Source organism: Lihuaxuella thermophila (assembly GCF_900110165.1).
GTDB classification, from domain to species: domain Bacteria; phylum Bacillota; class Bacilli; order Thermoactinomycetales; family Thermoactinomycetaceae; genus Lihuaxuella; species Lihuaxuella thermophila.
This window is the reverse complement of the sequence record NZ_FOCQ01000024.1, coordinates 13,781-29,959: the sequence shown is the minus strand read 5'-3', so window position 1 is coordinate 29,959 and position 16,179 is coordinate 13,781. Positions and strand designations below refer to the sequence as shown.

Annotated in this window: 17 protein-coding genes, 1 pseudogene and 1 riboswitch; of the genes and pseudogenes, 12 read left to right on the top strand and 6 right to left on the bottom strand. The window is 50.9% G+C overall.

What is annotated here, in order from left to right; translation table 11 throughout:
- The 6 genes and pseudogenes from BMW55_RS18475 to BMW55_RS18450 form a co-directional block, all read right to left on the bottom strand.
- Positions 1-484 (bottom strand): annotated as a pseudogene (locus BMW55_RS18475) (hypothetical protein); the annotation flags it as partial.
- 304 nt (positions 485-788) lie between these two features.
- The gene (locus BMW55_RS19575; RefSeq protein ID WP_089973281.1) at positions 789-992 is read right to left on the bottom strand and encodes a hypothetical protein; all 204 of its coding nucleotides are present in this window, start codon (positions 990-992) and stop codon (positions 789-791) included.
- 12 nt (positions 993-1,004) lie between these two features.
- On the bottom strand, positions 1,005-1,859 hold the full coding sequence (locus BMW55_RS18465; protein WP_139179548.1) for a bifunctional 5,10-methylenetetrahydrofolate dehydrogenase/5,10-methenyltetrahydrofolate cyclohydrolase: 855 nt from the start codon (positions 1,857-1,859) through the stop codon (positions 1,005-1,007).
- Between the two features lie 63 nt (positions 1,860-1,922).
- Positions 1,923-2,010: riboswitch (ZMP/ZTP riboswitch) on the bottom strand.
- A 55-nt stretch (positions 2,011-2,065) separates the two neighbouring features.
- Positions 2,066-2,848 carry a class I SAM-dependent methyltransferase gene (locus tag BMW55_RS18460; RefSeq protein WP_089973276.1) on the bottom strand — a complete coding sequence of 261 codons (783 nt, stop codon included), beginning with the start codon at positions 2,846-2,848 and terminating at the stop codon, positions 2,066-2,068.
- 26 nt (positions 2,849-2,874) lie between these two features.
- On the bottom strand, positions 2,875-3,294 hold the full coding sequence (locus tag BMW55_RS18455) for a hypothetical protein (RefSeq protein ID WP_089973274.1): 420 nt from the start codon (positions 3,292-3,294) through the stop codon (positions 2,875-2,877).
- Between the two features lie 94 nt (positions 3,295-3,388).
- Complete coding sequence (locus BMW55_RS18450; RefSeq protein WP_089973271.1) at positions 3,389-3,853, bottom strand: cupredoxin domain-containing protein; 465 nt, start codon at positions 3,851-3,853, stop codon at positions 3,389-3,391.
- A 145-nt stretch (positions 3,854-3,998) separates the two neighbouring features.
- On the opposite strand from BMW55_RS18450, the gene BMW55_RS18445 reads away from it, so the two are divergent.
- The 12 genes from BMW55_RS18445 (at position 3,999) to tsf (ending at position 16,174) form a co-directional block, all read left to right on the top strand.
- Positions 3,999-4,193, top strand: a complete 195-nt coding sequence (locus tag BMW55_RS18445; RefSeq protein ID WP_089973269.1) for a hypothetical protein — start codon at positions 3,999-4,001, stop codon at positions 4,191-4,193.
- A 143-nt stretch (positions 4,194-4,336) separates the two neighbouring features.
- A complete protein-coding gene (locus BMW55_RS19120) occupies positions 4,337-4,474 on the top strand; it encodes a YqzM family protein (RefSeq protein WP_170840022.1) in 138 nt (45 codons plus the stop codon).
- A 292-nt stretch (positions 4,475-4,766) separates the two neighbouring features.
- Complete coding sequence (gene sucC, locus BMW55_RS18440; RefSeq protein ID WP_089973267.1) at positions 4,767-5,936, top strand: ADP-forming succinate--CoA ligase subunit beta; 1,170 nt, start codon at positions 4,767-4,769, stop codon at positions 5,934-5,936.
- A gap of 16 nt (positions 5,937-5,952) precedes the next feature.
- Positions 5,953-6,858 carry a succinate--CoA ligase subunit alpha gene (gene sucD / locus BMW55_RS18435; protein ID WP_089973264.1) on the top strand — a complete coding sequence of 302 codons (906 nt, stop codon included), beginning with the start codon at positions 5,953-5,955 and terminating at the stop codon, positions 6,856-6,858.
- A gap of 63 nt (positions 6,859-6,921) precedes the next feature.
- Positions 6,922-8,022, top strand: coding sequence for a DNA-processing protein DprA (gene dprA, locus BMW55_RS18430; RefSeq protein WP_089973261.1), 1,101 nt, complete (start codon positions 6,922-6,924; stop codon positions 8,020-8,022).
- 197 nt (positions 8,023-8,219) lie between these two features.
- Positions 8,220-10,292, top strand: coding sequence for a type I DNA topoisomerase (gene topA, locus BMW55_RS18425; protein ID WP_089973258.1), 2,073 nt, complete (start codon positions 8,220-8,222; stop codon positions 10,290-10,292).
- Positions 10,293-10,307: 15 nt separating this feature from the next.
- Positions 10,308-11,621 (top strand): FADH(2)-oxidizing methylenetetrahydrofolate--tRNA-(uracil(54)-C(5))-methyltransferase TrmFO, encoded by a 1,314-nt coding sequence (gene trmFO / locus BMW55_RS18420; RefSeq protein WP_089973256.1) that lies wholly within the window; start codon positions 10,308-10,310, stop codon positions 11,619-11,621.
- A gap of 170 nt (positions 11,622-11,791) precedes the next feature.
- On the top strand, positions 11,792-12,331 hold the full coding sequence (hslV, locus tag BMW55_RS18415; RefSeq protein WP_089973254.1) for an ATP-dependent protease subunit HslV: 540 nt from the start codon (positions 11,792-11,794) through the stop codon (positions 12,329-12,331).
- A 1-nt stretch (position 12,332) separates the two neighbouring features.
- Positions 12,333-13,742 carry an ATP-dependent protease ATPase subunit HslU gene (gene hslU / locus BMW55_RS18410; RefSeq protein WP_089973251.1) on the top strand — a complete coding sequence of 470 codons (1,410 nt, stop codon included), beginning with the start codon at positions 12,333-12,335 and terminating at the stop codon, positions 13,740-13,742.
- Between the two features lie 20 nt (positions 13,743-13,762).
- The gene (gene codY, locus BMW55_RS18405) at positions 13,763-14,542 is read left to right on the top strand and encodes a GTP-sensing pleiotropic transcriptional regulator CodY (RefSeq protein ID WP_089973249.1); all 780 of its coding nucleotides are present in this window, start codon (positions 13,763-13,765) and stop codon (positions 14,540-14,542) included.
- Between the two features lie 170 nt (positions 14,543-14,712).
- Complete coding sequence (rpsB, locus tag BMW55_RS18400; protein WP_089973246.1) at positions 14,713-15,420, top strand: 30S ribosomal protein S2; 708 nt, start codon at positions 14,713-14,715, stop codon at positions 15,418-15,420.
- Between the two features lie 100 nt (positions 15,421-15,520).
- Complete coding sequence (gene tsf, locus BMW55_RS18395; RefSeq protein WP_089973243.1) at positions 15,521-16,174, top strand: translation elongation factor Ts; 654 nt, start codon at positions 15,521-15,523, stop codon at positions 16,172-16,174.
- Positions 16,175-16,179 lie beyond the last annotated feature (5 nt).

Below are 16,179 nucleotides of genomic sequence, written 5' to 3'. Positions count from 1 at the left end.
CGCTTCCCACGAAACAAATATCGGACTGGTATTTTGGCGGAACCGAAAGCGGCCGGTACTTCTCCGGGTTGACAGCGAGCGGCAAGTGGATGGCCGGCTTTTGGATTTTTTTGTAAAATGGAACGCTGCTGCTGTCCTGGGTAATCACCAGATCATATGGACGGACCAGTTTTTCATGCGTTTGCAGACGGTAAGGATCATCCACCACCCAAACGCCGATCGGAATGCCGAACGTTCTCAGTTTGTTGACGACCGGAGCAGACAGGCGGCAGCCGCGGAAAGAAAGGATGAAATGAGGTCGAAACGCTCGAATCCGCGAAAAGAGAAGAGAAGGCGATTCACGGCGCAGCAAAAACTTCTCCATTTTAAAGTTGGGCCGAACCTTTTCCAGCTGCCGGAAAGCATGCAAAATATTTTGGTCTTCGTCGGACAGATGGTTTTGGAACGAAAATCCGCATCCTGAAGAAATATAGAAAAGGCGCATCTCTCTCCGACCTTCCTCTCCCTTGCTGATAGCCATCATTATATTATTTATTGTCCCGTTCATCCGTTCGCCGGTTGCGGAAAAAATCCTCAACTGTCTATCCCAATTGTTCAACTTGAGAGAAATCAGGGCTTTCTTTCCGGTTCAATCAGGGAGCGCCGTGGTTTGCAAGCATGGGTGAACCAACCAGCTGCCAACAGAGTGAAAAACGACAGTACTCCCCAGGCTGCCCGATAATCCTGTTGCCAGTCTGCCAGAAAGCCAAAGATCGACGGAGCGAATAGAATCGATATTTGATTGAGGGTCAGGGCATAACTGACCGTAAACGCAACAGCTTCGGCAGCCGCTCCTGTTTTTCTGCCTTGTTGATTCCCGTGGTATCATAACTTCTCATATGCCGGATTTGCCAAGTGGCCCGGACATGAAAAATCCCCTCTGGTTGTCCGGGCGGATTTTCCACACAGTCAGCCAGAGGGGATCGTGCCGAGGCCGCAACAAAACGGCGCAACAAGGATGCTTGCTATTGAGCTTGAAGGGTTGCTTTTCTTTCTGCTGCTTCGACGGTGTGTTTCACCAAAGTGGCGATCGTGACGGGGCCGACTCCTCCGGGAACAGGCGTAATGGCTCCTGATTTGGCCACACATGCGTCGTAATCTACATCCCCGATGTTTCCTTTGTTATAACCTGCATCCAGGATGACGGCTCCCGGTTTAATCCAGTCCCCCTGGACAAAACGGGGTTTGCCGACCGCAGCCACGACGATGTCGGCCTGTTTGACATGATGTTCCAGGTTTTGGGTATAAGAATGGCAAATTGTCACCGTAGCGTTGCGATTGAGTAAGAGTTGCGAGACAGGTTTGCCCAGAATCGGGCTTCTGCCGATGACAACCGCATGTTTTCCGGCGATGGGAAGTTGATAATAATCCATGATGGAAAGAATCGCTGCCGGTGTGCAGGATGGATATAAACCAAAGCCAAAAGCCGACTGTCCGTAACCCAGGCTGGTCACTCCGTCGACATCTTTGTCGATGTGAATCGCTTCAAAAGCTTTACGTTCATCGATATGCGAAGGAACGGGATGTTGCAGCAAAATGCCGTGAACATCGTCCCGGTCGTTTAATTCATGGATGGTTGCCAGCAGCTCTTCGGTGGTCGTTTCTTTTGGAAGATGTATGCGGATGGACTCGATTCCCAGCTTTCGGCAAGCATTGCCTTTCATCCGTACATACGTGGCCGATGAAGGGTCATCTCCGACCAAAATGGTAGCCAGACAAGGAACGATTCCTTTTTCTTTTAACCCGGCAACTTTCTCCTTTACCTTCCGTTTGATATCCTCGGCGACGCGCAATCCGTCCAAGATTAATGGTTGATCCATCAAACATCCGCCTCCTGAAAAACATAAAGAGGTTATGGGTATTTCATGTGCAAAATACCCATAACCTCTTGCCCAGGCGATCCGGCATATGAATTCGCACAGCTCCCCCGTGGTTGATTCCACTTCATTATCGCCAGTCACTGTGCGCCCGTACTTTTTTCTGCGAGATCATTGTAACACAATGTCTCGGTCTTTGCCATATCCGTTTAAATCAGATCGATACTCTTCACCGCCAGGACCCTCAGCCGCCTGTAATCGGCGATCCACTCTTTGCCGTTAAAGAGCTGGTTTCTAAGTATGAATTTGATTTTTTCGTATATTTTTTCTCTGACAACAGGAGGCAAACCGGCGAAGAAGGAGCCGGCGAACATATCCAGCCAGTGATGAAGCCCTTCTTCCCCTCCGGGCAGCGGAGTGGGGCGGTCAAAATACGCGGCAAAGCGGACGGTAAAGCCTTGTTGTTCCAGCAAGAGAGAGTACTCGGCCAGGCTGGGATAATACCAGGGGTTTCTTTTGTCAGCCCTGATTCCGGTTTCGTGCAAGGCTTCTGCGATGGCGTGGATGATTTTTCCCACATTGCCTTTTCCGCCGAATTCCGCCACAAAGCGCCCGCCGGGGCGAAGGCTCTCCCATATGTTTTCGATCACTTGCCCAGGCTCTTGAATCCAGTGCAGGACCGCATTGGAAAAGACAGCGTCGTAAGCCTGTTCCTTCCGGTATGTAAGCGCATCGGCAACTTCAAAAGAGAGTCCGGGGAATTTTTGCCTAGCTTTTTGAATCATCGCCGGGGATGAGTCAATACCGTGCACGGAGGCGCCGGCTTGTGAAATTTCAAAACTCAGGTCGCCGGTTCCGCAGCCCAAGTCGAGAATCCGCTCTCCCTGACAGGGTTGAAGAAGATCCACCACCTCCCTGCCAAGCCGGGAAACAAAATGGAGCCGGTCATCATAGAGGGAAGCATTCCATCGATCTTTTTGCTTGTCATCCATAAATGATCACCTCCAAAGTGCCGCAATCACGTTCCAACAAAAAACTCAGGGAATTCATTCATAAACGCCCGGACCACCGCTTCGTACTCCTCATCGGGAATATCTGTGATTTGATTCCCTTGGATTTCAAAAAAATAAAGAGCCTCGGACGGATGGTCGGGATGATAATACATGCCCACCCGTTTATCCCCGAAGGTAAACGTCGCCCCCAGAATGGCGGGAAAAGGGCCGTCATCGGTTTCCAGCCGTTGAAAAAAGATCGGTTCAATTTCATCCAGGACCATTTCCACGTACGTCTGGCCGGGAAAGCGCAGGAGCATGCAATCATTTTCCTCTTCAATGATATAGAGATCCCGTTTTCGCTCTTTTTTCCACAAAAGCAGCAAGTGTTTGACATTTCGGTGGATGAACACATATTGGTAAGGGGTTTGAAACCGTATGTACATGGGGATCGCCCTCCAAGATGTACTTTGCTTCATCATAACATGAGACAAAAAAAGAAACACGGACAAGTGCCGTGTTGATCTTTTTCCGTCTTTCTCAAGGATTGACGACCGTAATGTAACCAATCATCGGGCCGTGTGCGGCAGAGGTTAAATGGTTGTGGCAGATGAGTTCAAATGTCCCCGTGCGGTCGGGTTGAAATTCCACCGTGGTCACCTGCCCTTTTTTGACCGTCCCTTTCAAATGAAAGGCGGGAATGGAAAAGGGGTGTTCTTTGCCGTGGAATCCATGAATGTGAAGGCGAACGGATTCTCCTTTGTGCAGGACGATCGTTCCAGGGTCCCACCGGTAAGCCTCCGCTTTTTTGTCATTCATTTTCGCGTTGTATTCGACGGTAAACAGATGGATATCCCGGACAGGTGAAACGGTCGCCGTTGCCGCTTTATCCAGGGATGGCTCCTGTTTGAACCAGGGTATGGCGGGCAGGAGGGCGGCAACTCCGGCAAGTGCGATCACGATAAGACCGATCAGGAAATAAATCCATTGGCGTGAATGAGTCATCAGCCATTTCCTCCTGGGATTTTTTTATCATTATCCGCTTGAACTCCACATTTTATCCAAAATGGAAAAAAGGTCCGGTTCTCATTCCCCTGAAAGCGGGTATAATAATTACAGGAACAAATGTTCTGTTCGGGAGGGATGCACAATGGTGGACCTCATTTTAAAAAAGGCGTTTGAAGCGGGCAGAAATGTACAAATTATTTATGTGGACCAAAATGATGAGATCACGCAAAGATGGATTAAGATCTTTCAACTGGGGGAGGCAAAAATCGGGGCTTATTGCTATTTGCGAAAGGGTCCGCGTTTGTTTGACCGCTCCAATATTTTGGGGGCAGGGTAACCGTTTTTGCCGATTTGTCACCAAACGGGGGATCGGACCCCGTTTGAAAGGGGAAAAAAGAATGCTATACTTATAAATGTTGCAAAGTTGTGGATGCCGTTCATCCCATGGTGATGACGAATGGCCGTAAGGAGGGACTTGGTTTGAAATCACAGGTAGATCGTGCCAACAGTGAAAACAAGGAAAACGATTTTCTCGATGCAGTTAAAAGCACCATGGTCACCACAGCCATTTTTATGGGAATTTTTATCATTGCTACGGTGATTTCTCTCTTGAAGTAACGATGGTTTCTGTATGAGGGTTGCGAAAGCTGACCCTCATATTTTTTGGTGATCTCTCATGATTTGTGGTTTTTTATCAGCATGACGAGGTTGGCAATAAACCGCAGTCTGAGCTATACTTGCAAAAGAGCCAAACTGATGCCGTTTCTCTCTCGGGTTCGGATGAATCATGTAAATATTGCAATATTTCTCTTTGGAAGGGGATTCATCTGAAGCTGAAGCGGAGAATTACATAGTTGTCGGGAAGACGGTTTGGTTGCTGTATGGAGACCCAAGGATTGGAGGATCGGGAATGAACGTACATGAGTATCAAGGGAAACAAATCCTGAAGAAATACGGTGTAGTCGTTCCAAACGGACATGTCGCGTTTACACCGGATGAAGCAGTGCAAGCAGCCGAGCGTCTGGGCGGCAACCTTTGGGTTGTGAAAGCGCAGATTCATGCAGGCGGACGCGGGAAAGCCGGTGGTGTCAAACTGGCCCGCAGTCTGGAAGAAGTTCGTGAGCATGCTGCGGATCTTCTCGGCAAAGTGCTCGTGACCCACCAAACCGGTCCGGAAGGTAAAGAGGTCAAACGCCTCTTGATCGAAGAAGGTTTGCCGATTGAAAAAGAATACTATGTCGGCGTGGTGATCGACCGTTCCACGGGCCGCATTGTGATGATGGCTTCCGAAGAGGGAGGTACGGAGATTGAAGAAGTAGCGGCGAAAACGCCTGAAAAAATCTTCAAAGAAGTGATTGATCCGGCTGTCGGCATGATGCCGTTCCAGGCCCGCCGTCTCGCTTATAACATCAACATTCCGCAAGACAAAGTGAACCAGGCAGTTAAATTCATGCTCGGACTCTACTCCGCATTTGTGGATAACGATTGTGCCCTGGCTGAAATCAATCCGCTCATCACCACCACCGACGGACGGGTGATGGCCCTGGATGCCAAGTTAAACTTCGACTCCAACGCGCTGTTCCGCCACAAAGATATCCTGGAAATGCGCGATCTGGATGAAGAAGACCCGAAAGAAATCGAAGCTTCCAAATATGATCTCAACTATATCGCCTTGGACGGGAATATCGGCTGCATGGTAAACGGTGCAGGCCTGGCCATGGCTACCATGGACATCATCAAGCATTATAACGGGGAACCGGCCAACTTCCTTGATGTCGGCGGCGGCGCTACCACCGAAAAAGTGACCGAAGCTTTTAAAATCATCCTTTCCGACCAAAACGTGAAGGGGATTTTCGTCAATATCTTCGGCGGCATTATGAAATGCGATGTCATCGCCAACGGCATCGTCGAAGCGGCTAAGCAAGTGGAGCTGGATCGTCCGCTGGTCGTCCGTCTGGAAGGAACCAATGTGGAATTGGGCAAAAAGATCCTGAAAGAGTCCGGCCTGAAAATTGTGGCTGCAGACTCCATGGCTGACGGTGCGCAAAAAATCGTTGAATTGGTGAAGGAATCAGCGTAAGAAAGGTGGGTTTTCGGTGAGTATTTTTGTAAATAAAGATACGAAAGTGATCACGCAGGGGATCACCGGTGCGACCGGTCTTTTCCACACCAAACAAGCGATTGAATACGGAACGCAAATGGTTGCCGGCGTCACCCCCGGCAAGGGTGGCACGGAAGTCGAGGGCATCCCCGTTTTTGATACCGTACAAGCGGCAAAGGAAGCGACGGGTGCCAATGCTTCCGTTATCTATGTGCCGCCCGCTTTTGCTGCGGATGCCATCATGGAAGCCGTTGATGCGGAATTGGATCTCGTCGTCTGCATCACGGAAGGAATTCCCGTCCTTGACATGGTAAAAGTAAAGCGTTATATGGAAGGCAAGAAGACCCGCCTGATCGGACCGAACTGCCCGGGTGTCATCACCCCCGGTGAGTGCAAAATCGGTATTATGCCCGGTTATATCCACACTCCCGGCCATGTGGGCATTGTTTCCCGCAGCGGCACCTTAACTTATGAAGCAGTGCATCAGCTGACCACCCGCGGCATCGGCCAGTCTACCGCCGTCGGGATTGGCGGAGACCCGGTGAACGGAACCAACTTCATCGACTGCTTAAAAGCCTTCGAAGAAGACCCCGACACCAAAGCCGTCATCATGATCGGGGAAATCGGCGGAACTGCCGAAGAGGAAGCGGCCGAATGGATTCAGGCCAACATGACCAAACCGGTGGTCGGTTTCATCGGCGGTCAAACGGCTCCTCCCGGAAAACGGATGGGACACGCCGGCGCTATCATTTCCGGCGGCAAAGGTACGGCTGCGGAAAAAATTGCCGCCCTGGAAAGGTGTGGGGTCACGGTTGCTCCAACACCTGCAGTGATCGGGGAAACCCTGGTGCGGGTTTTGGAAGAAAAAGGTTTGCTCGAGCATTGCATCACCAGAAATTAACATCGAGAGCTACTTGGGGAACCTTCCAATCGGTTCCCTTTTTGTTTTGAAAGAGGTGAGCAAATGAACGAACAGGCGGGGCTGGTGGCCATTCATCAGCTATCCGGTGTCGGCTGGCATACGATCGACAAACTTTTTCAAGCCGGATGGTCTCCCGGACAAGAATTGACACCGTCCATCATCGACCGGCTCAAAAGTCAAAAGGTGCCAAAACAGACGGTCGAACGGATTCGCGAAAAATGGACGCCCCAATTTGTCAAGGAAGTAGCGGAAGAGCTTAAACACCGCCGGATTACCGCGATCACGGCGATGGATGATCGGTATCCCGCGCTGTTGAAAGAGATTGCCCAACCACCCTGGGTGTTGTATATCAAAGGAGATCCTGAGCTCCTTCATACGCCTGCTCTGGCGATGGTGGGGACACGAAAACCAACCCCTTACGGCTTGCGCGTGACACGAACTCTCACGGGGCAATTGACGGAAGCGGGATGGACAGTGGTCAGCGGCATGGCCAACGGGATCGATGGAGAATCCCACCGGAGTGTGTTAAAAGCAGGAGGGAAAACCGTTGCGGTACTAGGTTCCGGAGTAGATGTCATCTATCCGAAAAATCACCGTTCTCTCTATGCCGAAATCGTGGAAAAAGGTGCGGTCATCTCCGAAACTCCCCCCGGAACCCAGCCTCATCCGGGATTGTTTCCGCAGAGAAACCGGATCATCAGCGGATTATCTTATGGAACGATCGTGGTGGAAGCAGCGGAACGGTCGGGCTCGCTCATCACTGCTGATTTCAGCATGGAGCAGGGGAGAGAAGTATTTGCCGTACCAGGCCCCGTTACATCCGCACAGAGTCTGGGAACCCTGCGCCTGATTCAACAAGGGGCCAAGTGCGTGGTCGATGCTCAGGATATTTTTGAAGAGCTTTCTCATGTCTTGCCGGTGGTTCGGGAAGCTGCCGTGTCAGGACTCCAAACAGAACCGGAATTAACCGGCCGAGAACGTGAAATTCTCATACATATCCAGTCTGAACCGATACAAATCGATATTCTCCTGGAAAAAGTGTCCGGAAAAATGACCGTCGGGGAAGTGCATCAAACCTTATTGTCTCTGGAAATCAAACAGAAAATCGCCCAATTACCGGGAGCCCAGTATGTTCGAAAGTAACATGTTTGACGGCTCTGGCGTATGTATAATCGGATTCGAGGTCATCCTTGAGGAAAGAGAAAGGGATAAAGTTGCCGATCTGATTCTAAATCTGGTATTGTAACAAATACGAGTGTTAAAAAGACTCCATGATCATAATGAAGAAACGGTCGAAACATGTGGGACGGCTAAGCAATTATCGAGGGGAGGGCCTTAGGATGGCCGATTCGCTTGTGATTGTCGAATCGCCCGCCAAAGCCAAAACCATCAGTAAGTACTTGGGGAAGCAATATATCGTCAAAGCTTCGATGGGACACGTGCGGGATTTGCCAAAAAGCCAACTAGGCGTAAATGTTGAAGATGATTTTGCACCTAAATATATAACCGTCCGCGGCAAAGGGGACGTACTCAAACAATTGCGCGATGCCAAAAAGAAGGTAAAACGAGTCTATCTGGCCGCGGACCCTGACCGCGAAGGGGAAGCGATTGCCTGGCATCTGGCGCACAGCCTGGAGTTGTCTCTGGACGAAAAATGCCGCGTCGTTTTTAATGAGATTACGAAACAGGCAGTGAAAGACGCCTTCAAGCATCCGCGCAAGATCAATCTAAACCTGGTGAACGCCCAACAAGCCCGGCGGATTTTGGACCGGCTGGTGGGATACGGAATCAGCCCCCTGTTGTGGAAAAAGGTGAAAAAAGGATTAAGTGCGGGTCGTGTGCAATCCGTGGCCGTTAAATTGATCATCGACCGTGAGAAAGAGATCCGCCAATTTGTTCCCGAGGAATATTGGACGGTGACAGCCGTTCTCATTAGCGGTGAGGAGGCTTTTGAAGCTAAATTTTACGGTTACGGAAATAAGAAAACGGAATTAAAATCAAAAGAAGACGTCGATCAATTGCTTGACAGTATCAAAGGGAAACGCTTTATTGTGGAAGAGGTGAAAAAGAGCGAGCGCAAACGAAATCCGGCTCCGCCTTTTATCACCAGCACGCTGCAACAGGAAGCGGCGCGCAAGCTGAACTTCCGTGCGCAAAAGACGATGGCCGTTGCCCAACAACTGTATGAAGGGGTGGATATCGGCAAAGAAGGCACGGTTGGTTTGATTACCTATATGAGAACCGACTCGACGCGGGTTTCCAATACCGCTCAGGAGGAAGCGCGTTCCTATATCCAAAATACGTTCGGCACCGATTATGTCCCGGCCACACCGCGCATACCCAAAACAAAACCGGGAGCTCAGGATGCCCATGAAGCGATTCGACCGACTTCGGTGACGCGAACGCCCGCTCAGCTGAAAGAAGTTTTAACGCGGGATCAATATCGATTATATAAGCTGATCTGGGAGCGGTTTGTCGCTTCGCAGATGTCTCCGGCCGTCCTTGACGCCATATCTGCCGACATCCGAGTGGGTGAAGCGCTGTTCAGGGCTACGGGTTCCAAAGTGAAGTTTCCCGGATTCATGAAAGTGTATGTGGAGGGAAGCGATGACAATAAGAAGGAAGAGGAAACCTTCCTCCCGCCTCTTGAAAAGGGACAGCAGCTGAAACGCAAGTCGCTCGATCCCAAACAGCATTTCACCCAGCCGCCGCCTCGTTACACGGAAGCGCGTCTGGTGAAAGAGCTGGAGGAAAAGGGGATCGGCCGCCCCAGCACATATGCTCCCACCCTGGAAACCATTCAGAAGAGGGGCTATGTACTCTTGGAAGACAAACGCTTTGTCCCCTCCGAGCTGGGAGAGATCGTGTGCGAACTGATGGAAGAGTTTTTCCCGGAAATCATTAATGTGGAATTTACCGCCCATATGGAAGAGGATCTGGACTTGATCGAAGAAGGCAAAGCGGACTGGGTGGAGATTTTGGACCGCTTCTACGGCCCGTTTCAGGAGCGCTTGAACGTTGCCGAAAAAGAAATGGCCGAAGTGGAGATCGAAGATGAAGTATCCGATGAGATTTGTGAAAAATGCGCCAGCCCGATGGTTTATAAATATGGACGTTACGGGAAATTTCTGGCGTGTTCCGCCTTTCCGGAATGCCGGTTTACCAAAGCGATCCTCAAGTCGACGGGGGTTCCCTGCCCCAATTGTAAAATCGGCGAAATCGTAGAGCGGAAATCCAAGAAGAGACGCACTTTTTACGGATGCAGCCGATACCCGGAATGCGAGTTTGTGTCGTGGGATAAGCCCGTTCCCCGGCCCTGTCCGCGTTGCGGGAGCGTAATGGTGGAGAAAAAAGCGAAAAAAGAAACGGTGATTCGCTGTACCGCTTGTGATTATCAGGAAGAGAAAACGTAAGAGGAGGAGAAGAAGATGACCGTGATCGTCGTTGGGGCTGGCTTGGCCGGCAGTGAAGCCGCATGGCAAATCGCCGAGCGGGGGATTCCCGTCCGGTTGTATGAAATGCGGCCGGTGAAAATGACACCTGCCCATCGGGGCGGCCAGTTTGCCGAGCTGGTGTGCAGCAATTCCCTGCGGGCCAACTCCCTGACCAATGCGGTGGGCATCTTGAAGGAAGAGATGCGCCGCCTGAACTCCCTCATCATGAAGTGTGCCGATCAACATGCGGTTCCGGCGGGTGGAGCCTTGGCGGTGGATCGGGAGGCTTTTTCAGCGGAAATTACCGAGACGCTTCATCATCACCCGCTGGTTGAGATCATCAAGGAAGAAGTGACGGAGATCCCGGATGGACCTACCGTGATCGCCACCGGCCCGCTCACCTCCCAGGCACTTTCGGACAAGCTGAAGGAACTGACCGGCGAAGAGTATCTCTATTTTTACGATGCGGCGGCTCCGATTGTGGAGAAGGACAGCATCAATATGGACAAGGTGTTCGTCGCCTCCCGTTATGACAAAGGAGACGCGGCCTACCTCAACTGTCCGATGACGGAAGAGGAGTTCGACCGGTTCTATGAAGCGCTCATCTCCGCAGAAGTCGCCCCGCTCAAAGAATTTGAAAAAGAAATTTACTTCGAAGGATGCATGCCCATTGAAGTCATGGCCAAACGCGGGAAGAAGACGCTTCTGTTCGGGCCGCTGAAACCGGTGGGACTCACGGATCCGCGCACGGGAAAACGCCCTTACGCCGTTGTTCAGCTCCGCCAGGACAACAGCGCGGGAACGCTCTACAACATTGTCGGCTTTCAAACCCATCTGAAATGGGGACCGCAAAAAGAAGTGATCCGCATGATTCCGGGACTGGAAAATGCGGAAATCGTCCGTTACGGGGTCATGCACCGCAACACGTTTATCAATTCGCCGAAGCTGCTTAAACCGACCTATCAATTCCGCCAAAGGGATGATCTGTTCTTTGCCGGACAGATGACAGGGGTGGAAGGTTATGTCGAATCCGCAGCTGCGGGTCTGATTGCCGGGATTAACGCGGCAAGGCTGGTGCAAGGAAAAGAGCCGGCCGTTCCCCCGAAGTCCACAGCCATCGGAAGTTTGGCCCATTATATCACCACAGCGGATCCGGCTCATTTTCAGCCGATGAACGCAAACTTCGGATTGTTTGAAGAACTGCCGGAAAGAATTCGTTCCAAAAAAGAACGGGCCGAAAAGTATGCTGAACGTGCAATCGAAAACATTCAGAATTTTTTGCGGGAAGTGAGCAATTCTGCTTGCTAACCCCACTCCAGTGTGGTAGTATGACGGTGCAAGAATGAACGGTCCAGTTGGCACGAAGGAACAGCAGAGGCCAGGCGCTGCTGTTTCTTCATGAATGCACCGTGCTCAGGCAGGAGATGAACAGCCCGCAACAAATCGGGAAGAGCAGGATCTCGACGAGGAGGATGCAGATGGATAGCTTCCATGCAACCACAATTTTCGCCGTACGACATAACGGTTCGAGTGCAATTGCGGGGGACGGCCAGGTTACTTTTGGAAATCAGATGATTATGAAACATGGTGCCAAGAAAGTCCGCCGTTTATATAAAGGCAGAGTGTTGGCAGGATTTGCCGGTTCTGTCGCTGATGCGATCACTTTATTTGAAAAGTTTGAGGCCAAGTTGGAAGAGTATCACGGCAATCTGGCCCGGGCGGCGGTGGAACTTGCCAAGGAGTGGCGCGCAGACAAGATTTTGCGCCGTTTGGAAGCCATGTTAATCGTGATCGACAAAGAGCATCTTTTACTGATCTCCGGAAACGGGGAAGTGATCGAGCCGGATGATGACGTGCTCGCGATTGGTTCAGGCGGAAGTTACGCCTTGTCCGCCGGAAGAGCCTTGAAGCGGTACGCCCCGCATCTGTCGGCGAAAGAAATTGCACATGCGGCGCTTACCATTGCCAGCGAGGTTTGCGTATATACCAATAACCAGATCATCGTCGAGGAGGTATAATATGCGGGAGCTGAAGCCGCAGGAAAAATGGACACCCAGACGGATTGTCGCTGAGCTGGACAAGTACATCGTCGGACAGGATCAGGCCAAGCGGGCGGTTGCCATCGCTCTGAGAAACCGCTATCGCCGCAGCTTGCTGCCTCCTGAGCTGAGAGAGGAGATCGTTCCGAAAAATATTTTGATGATCGGTCCCACCGGAGTGGGAAAGACCGAAATTGCCCGCCGTTTGGCAAAATTGGTCGGCGCCCCGTTTATAAAACTGGAAGCGACTAAATTTACGGAAGTAGGATATGTGGGGCGCGATGTGGAATCGATGATTCGCGATCTGGTGGAAACAGGAATCCGGATGGTAAAGTCAGAAAAGCTCGAAAACGTAAAGAGCCAAGCCCGGGCCCTCGCGGATGAACGGATCGTTGAGATATTGGTTCCGGAAAAAAGGGCGGCCGTCGGATTTAAAAACCCTCTCGAACTCCTCTTTCAACAAAACACCCAGACAACCACCACCCCTCAGGATGTTCAGGAAAAAAAGAGAGTATCGGAAGAGCGGCGCCTCATGAAGGAAAAGCTCCTGCGCGGCGAGTTGGAAGACCGGATCATCGAGATTGAAGTGGAAGAGCAAATGCCTTCGATGTTCGACATGTTTGCCGGTACCGGGGCGGAGCAGATGGGCATGAATATGCAGGAGATGCTCGGTCAATTCTTGCCGAAGAAAACGAAAAAACGTCGTCTGCCGATCCGCGAGGCCCGGGAGGTGCTGATGCAGCAGGAAGGGCAGAAACTGATCGACATGGACCAAGTGATCCAGGAAGCTTTAGAACGCGTGGAACAATCCGGGATTATTTTTTTGGACGAGATTGACAAGATCGCCGGAAAAGACCGTCACGGGCCTGATGTTTCCCGTGAAGGCGTGCAAAGAGACATCCTTCCGATTGTGGAAGGCTCAACCGTCATGACTAAATACGGTCCGGTTAAAACAGATTACATTTTGTTCATCGCTGCAGGCGCTTTCCATGTGGCGAAACCCTCCGATCTGATCCCTGAACTGCAAGGGCGTTTCCCGATTCGCGTAGAACTGAACGATTTGACTGCGGATGACTTCGTGCGCATCTTGACGGAGCCGAAAAGCGCTTTGATCAAACAGTACACGGCTCTCTTGGAGACAGAAGGAATTCGGGTTACTTTTACGCCGGAAGCGATCCGGGAGATTGCCCGCTTGGCGGCACAGGTGAACAGCACGATGGAAAATATCGGCGCGCGGCGGCTGCATACCATCCTGGAACGCCTGCTCGAAGAGCTGTCCTTTGAAGCGCCGGAGATCGGCATGGGTGAAGTGACGATCACGCCTCAGTATGTCAAGGACCGCCTGTCCGACATTGTGGCTGATCGCGATTTGAGGGAATACATTTTGTAAGAGGAAGGAGCACACAGGGAATGAATCTGCTTTCCAAAGCAAGGAAAATTAACCGGCTGTTGCAGCGGACAGGCGGACAGGCTGTCAGTTTTATGGAGATGTCTGAAGTTCTCAGGGATATCATCGGAGCAAATATTTATGTGATCAGCCGCAAAGGAAAAATTCTCGGTTATGGAATTGCCCAGGAAATTGCCGGCGATGAGATGATCAATGCCGTTTTGCAGGAGCGAAGGATTCCCGAAGAATACAATCAGTGGTTGAAACAGATGAAAGAAACCTCCGCCAACATGGATGAAAACAGTGAATACAGCTTTACCAAACAGCTCGGGGGCATGTTTGAGCACCGCTATACCACCGTGGTTCCGATTATCGGCGGAGGAGATCGGCTGGGAACGCTCCTTTTGACCCGGTATAATGAGCAGTTTGTCGATGATGACCTGATTCTGGCTGAGTACGGGGCAACGGTTGTCGGGATGGAAATATTGCGGGAGAAGGCGGAACAAGCGGAAGAAGAAGCGCGCAGCAGGGCCGTGGTGCAGATGGCGATCGGTTCTCTGTCGTTCAGTGAATTGGAGGCGGTTGAACACATTTTTGAGGAGCTGGACGGCAAAGAGGGGTTGCTGGTCGCCAGCCGCGTGGCTGACCGGGCCGGCATTACCCGTTCGGTGATTGTCAATGCGCTCAGAAAACTGGAAAGCGCCGGGGTGATTGAATCGCGTTCCCTCGGCATGAAAGGGACCTACATTAAAATCTTGAATGACCGACTGTTGCCGGCTTTAGACAAGCTCCGCAACTCATAAACTTTTATAAAAGATAAATGCTTGCGCAGCTGCTTGCGAATATGGTATAGTCGTGAGTGGTGTAAACACACACGCTGAGGGAAGTGAGCAGACGGTGCCGCGGATGCCCGCGGTTTCTGGCTCTCGATGACCTTCGGCGGAGGAAAAAACCACAGGGAGGATTTACAGAAATGGCAGTCGTATCCATGAAGCAACTGTTGGAAGCCGGTGTTCATTTCGGACACCAAACCCGTCGCTGGAATCCGAAAATGAGCAAATACATTTTCACCGAGCGCAACGGGATCTACATTATCGACCTGCAAAAAACCGTAAAAATGATGGAGCAAGCGTACAACTTTGTACGTGACCTGGCAGCAGATGGCGGTACCATTCTCTTTGTCGGTACCAAAAAGCAGGCCCAAGAGGCAGTGAAAGAAGAAGCAATCCGCTCCGACATGTTCTATGTCAACCATCGTTGGCTGGGTGGAACGCTCACCAACTTCCAAACCATCCGCAAGCGCATCGAGCGTTTGCATGAGCTGGAACGCATGGCAGAAGACGGAACTTTTGATGTGCTTCCGAAAAAAGAAGTTGTGCTCTTGAAAAAAGAACATGCAAAACTGGAAAAATTCCTGGGCGGCATCAAAAACATGAAAAAATTGCCGGATGCGATCTTCATCATCGATCCCCGCAAAGAGCGCATCGCAGTGGCTGAGGCTCGCAAGCTGAATATCCCGATCATCTCCATCGTGGATACCAACTGTGATCCGGATGAGATCGATTATGTCATTCCCGGTAACGATGATGCCATCCGCGCTGTTCGTCTCTTCACCAGCAAAATTGCCGATGCGATTTTGGAAGGTAGACAAGGCGAGCAACAAAACAGCACTGCTTCTTAATAGAACCAAAAAAGGGTGGCACAGAAACGTCCGTTTCTTGCCCACCCCTTTTTAACGAATAAATGGACAATCCTATACTTTTTTAAGGAGGAACCCCTTCATGGCAATCACTGCTGCAATGGTTAAAGAACTGCGTGAAAAAACAGGCGCAGGTATGATGGATTGCAAAAAAGCTCTCACTGAGACGGGCGGAGACATGGAAAAAGCGATTGAATGGCTCCGTGAAAAAGGAATTGCCAACGCTGCGAAAAAAGCAGGCCGCATCGCAGCTGAGGGAGTTGTTGATTCTTACATACATGCCGGCGGTCGCATCGGTGTTCTGGTCGAAGTGAACTGCGAAACCGACTTTGTTGCGAAAACGGATGAATTTAAATCCTTCGTCAAAGACATTGCGATGCAAATTGCCGCGATGGCACCGAAATACGTACGCCGCGAAGAAGTTCCGGCTGAGGAAATCGAGAAAGAGCGCGAAATCTTGAGACAACAGGCGCTCGCGGAAGGAAAGCCGGAGAATATTGTGGACAAAATGGTAGAAGGACGTCTTTCCAAGCACTTCAAAGAAATCTGCTTGCTGGAGCAGCCATTTGTAAAAGATAGTGACAAAACCATTGATGAATTGGTCAAAGAACAAATTGCCAAGATCGGTGAAAACATCTCCATTCGCCGTTTTGTTCGTTACGAAATGGGTGAAGGGCTCGAAAAACGCGAAGACAACTTCGCTGAAGAAGTTATGGCCCAAGTCAAGAAAGGCTAACCCAA

Bases quoted from the DNA above. Each gene is read 5' to 3' on its own strand.
- BMW55_RS18465 (WP_139179548.1), bottom strand. From the start codon at position 1,859: ATGGATCAACCATTAATCTTGGACGGATTGCGCGTCGCCGAGGATATC.
- BMW55_RS18460 (WP_089973276.1), bottom strand. From the start codon at position 2,848: ATGGATGACAAGCAAAAAGATCGATGGAATGCTTCCCTCTATGATGAC.
- BMW55_RS18455 (WP_089973274.1), bottom strand. From the start codon at position 3,294: ATGTACATACGGTTTCAAACCCCTTACCAATATGTGTTCATCCACCGA.
- BMW55_RS18450 (WP_089973271.1), bottom strand. From the start codon at position 3,853: ATGACTCATTCACGCCAATGGATTTATTTCCTGATCGGTCTTATCGTG.
- BMW55_RS18445 (WP_089973269.1), top strand. From the start codon at position 3,999: ATGGTGGACCTCATTTTAAAAAAGGCGTTTGAAGCGGGCAGAAATGTA.
- sucC (WP_089973267.1), top strand. From the start codon at position 4,767: ATGAACGTACATGAGTATCAAGGGAAACAAATCCTGAAGAAATACGGT.
- dprA (WP_089973261.1), top strand. From the start codon at position 6,922: ATGAACGAACAGGCGGGGCTGGTGGCCATTCATCAGCTATCCGGTGTC.
- topA (WP_089973258.1), top strand. From the start codon at position 8,220: ATGGCCGATTCGCTTGTGATTGTCGAATCGCCCGCCAAAGCCAAAACC.
- trmFO (WP_089973256.1), top strand. From the start codon at position 10,308: ATGACCGTGATCGTCGTTGGGGCTGGCTTGGCCGGCAGTGAAGCCGCA.
- hslV (WP_089973254.1), top strand. From the start codon at position 11,792: ATGGATAGCTTCCATGCAACCACAATTTTCGCCGTACGACATAACGGT.
- hslU (WP_089973251.1), top strand. From the start codon at position 12,333: ATGCGGGAGCTGAAGCCGCAGGAAAAATGGACACCCAGACGGATTGTC.
- codY (WP_089973249.1), top strand. From the start codon at position 13,763: ATGAATCTGCTTTCCAAAGCAAGGAAAATTAACCGGCTGTTGCAGCGG.
- rpsB (WP_089973246.1), top strand. From the start codon at position 14,713: ATGGCAGTCGTATCCATGAAGCAACTGTTGGAAGCCGGTGTTCATTTC.
- tsf (WP_089973243.1), top strand. From the start codon at position 15,521: ATGGCAATCACTGCTGCAATGGTTAAAGAACTGCGTGAAAAAACAGGC.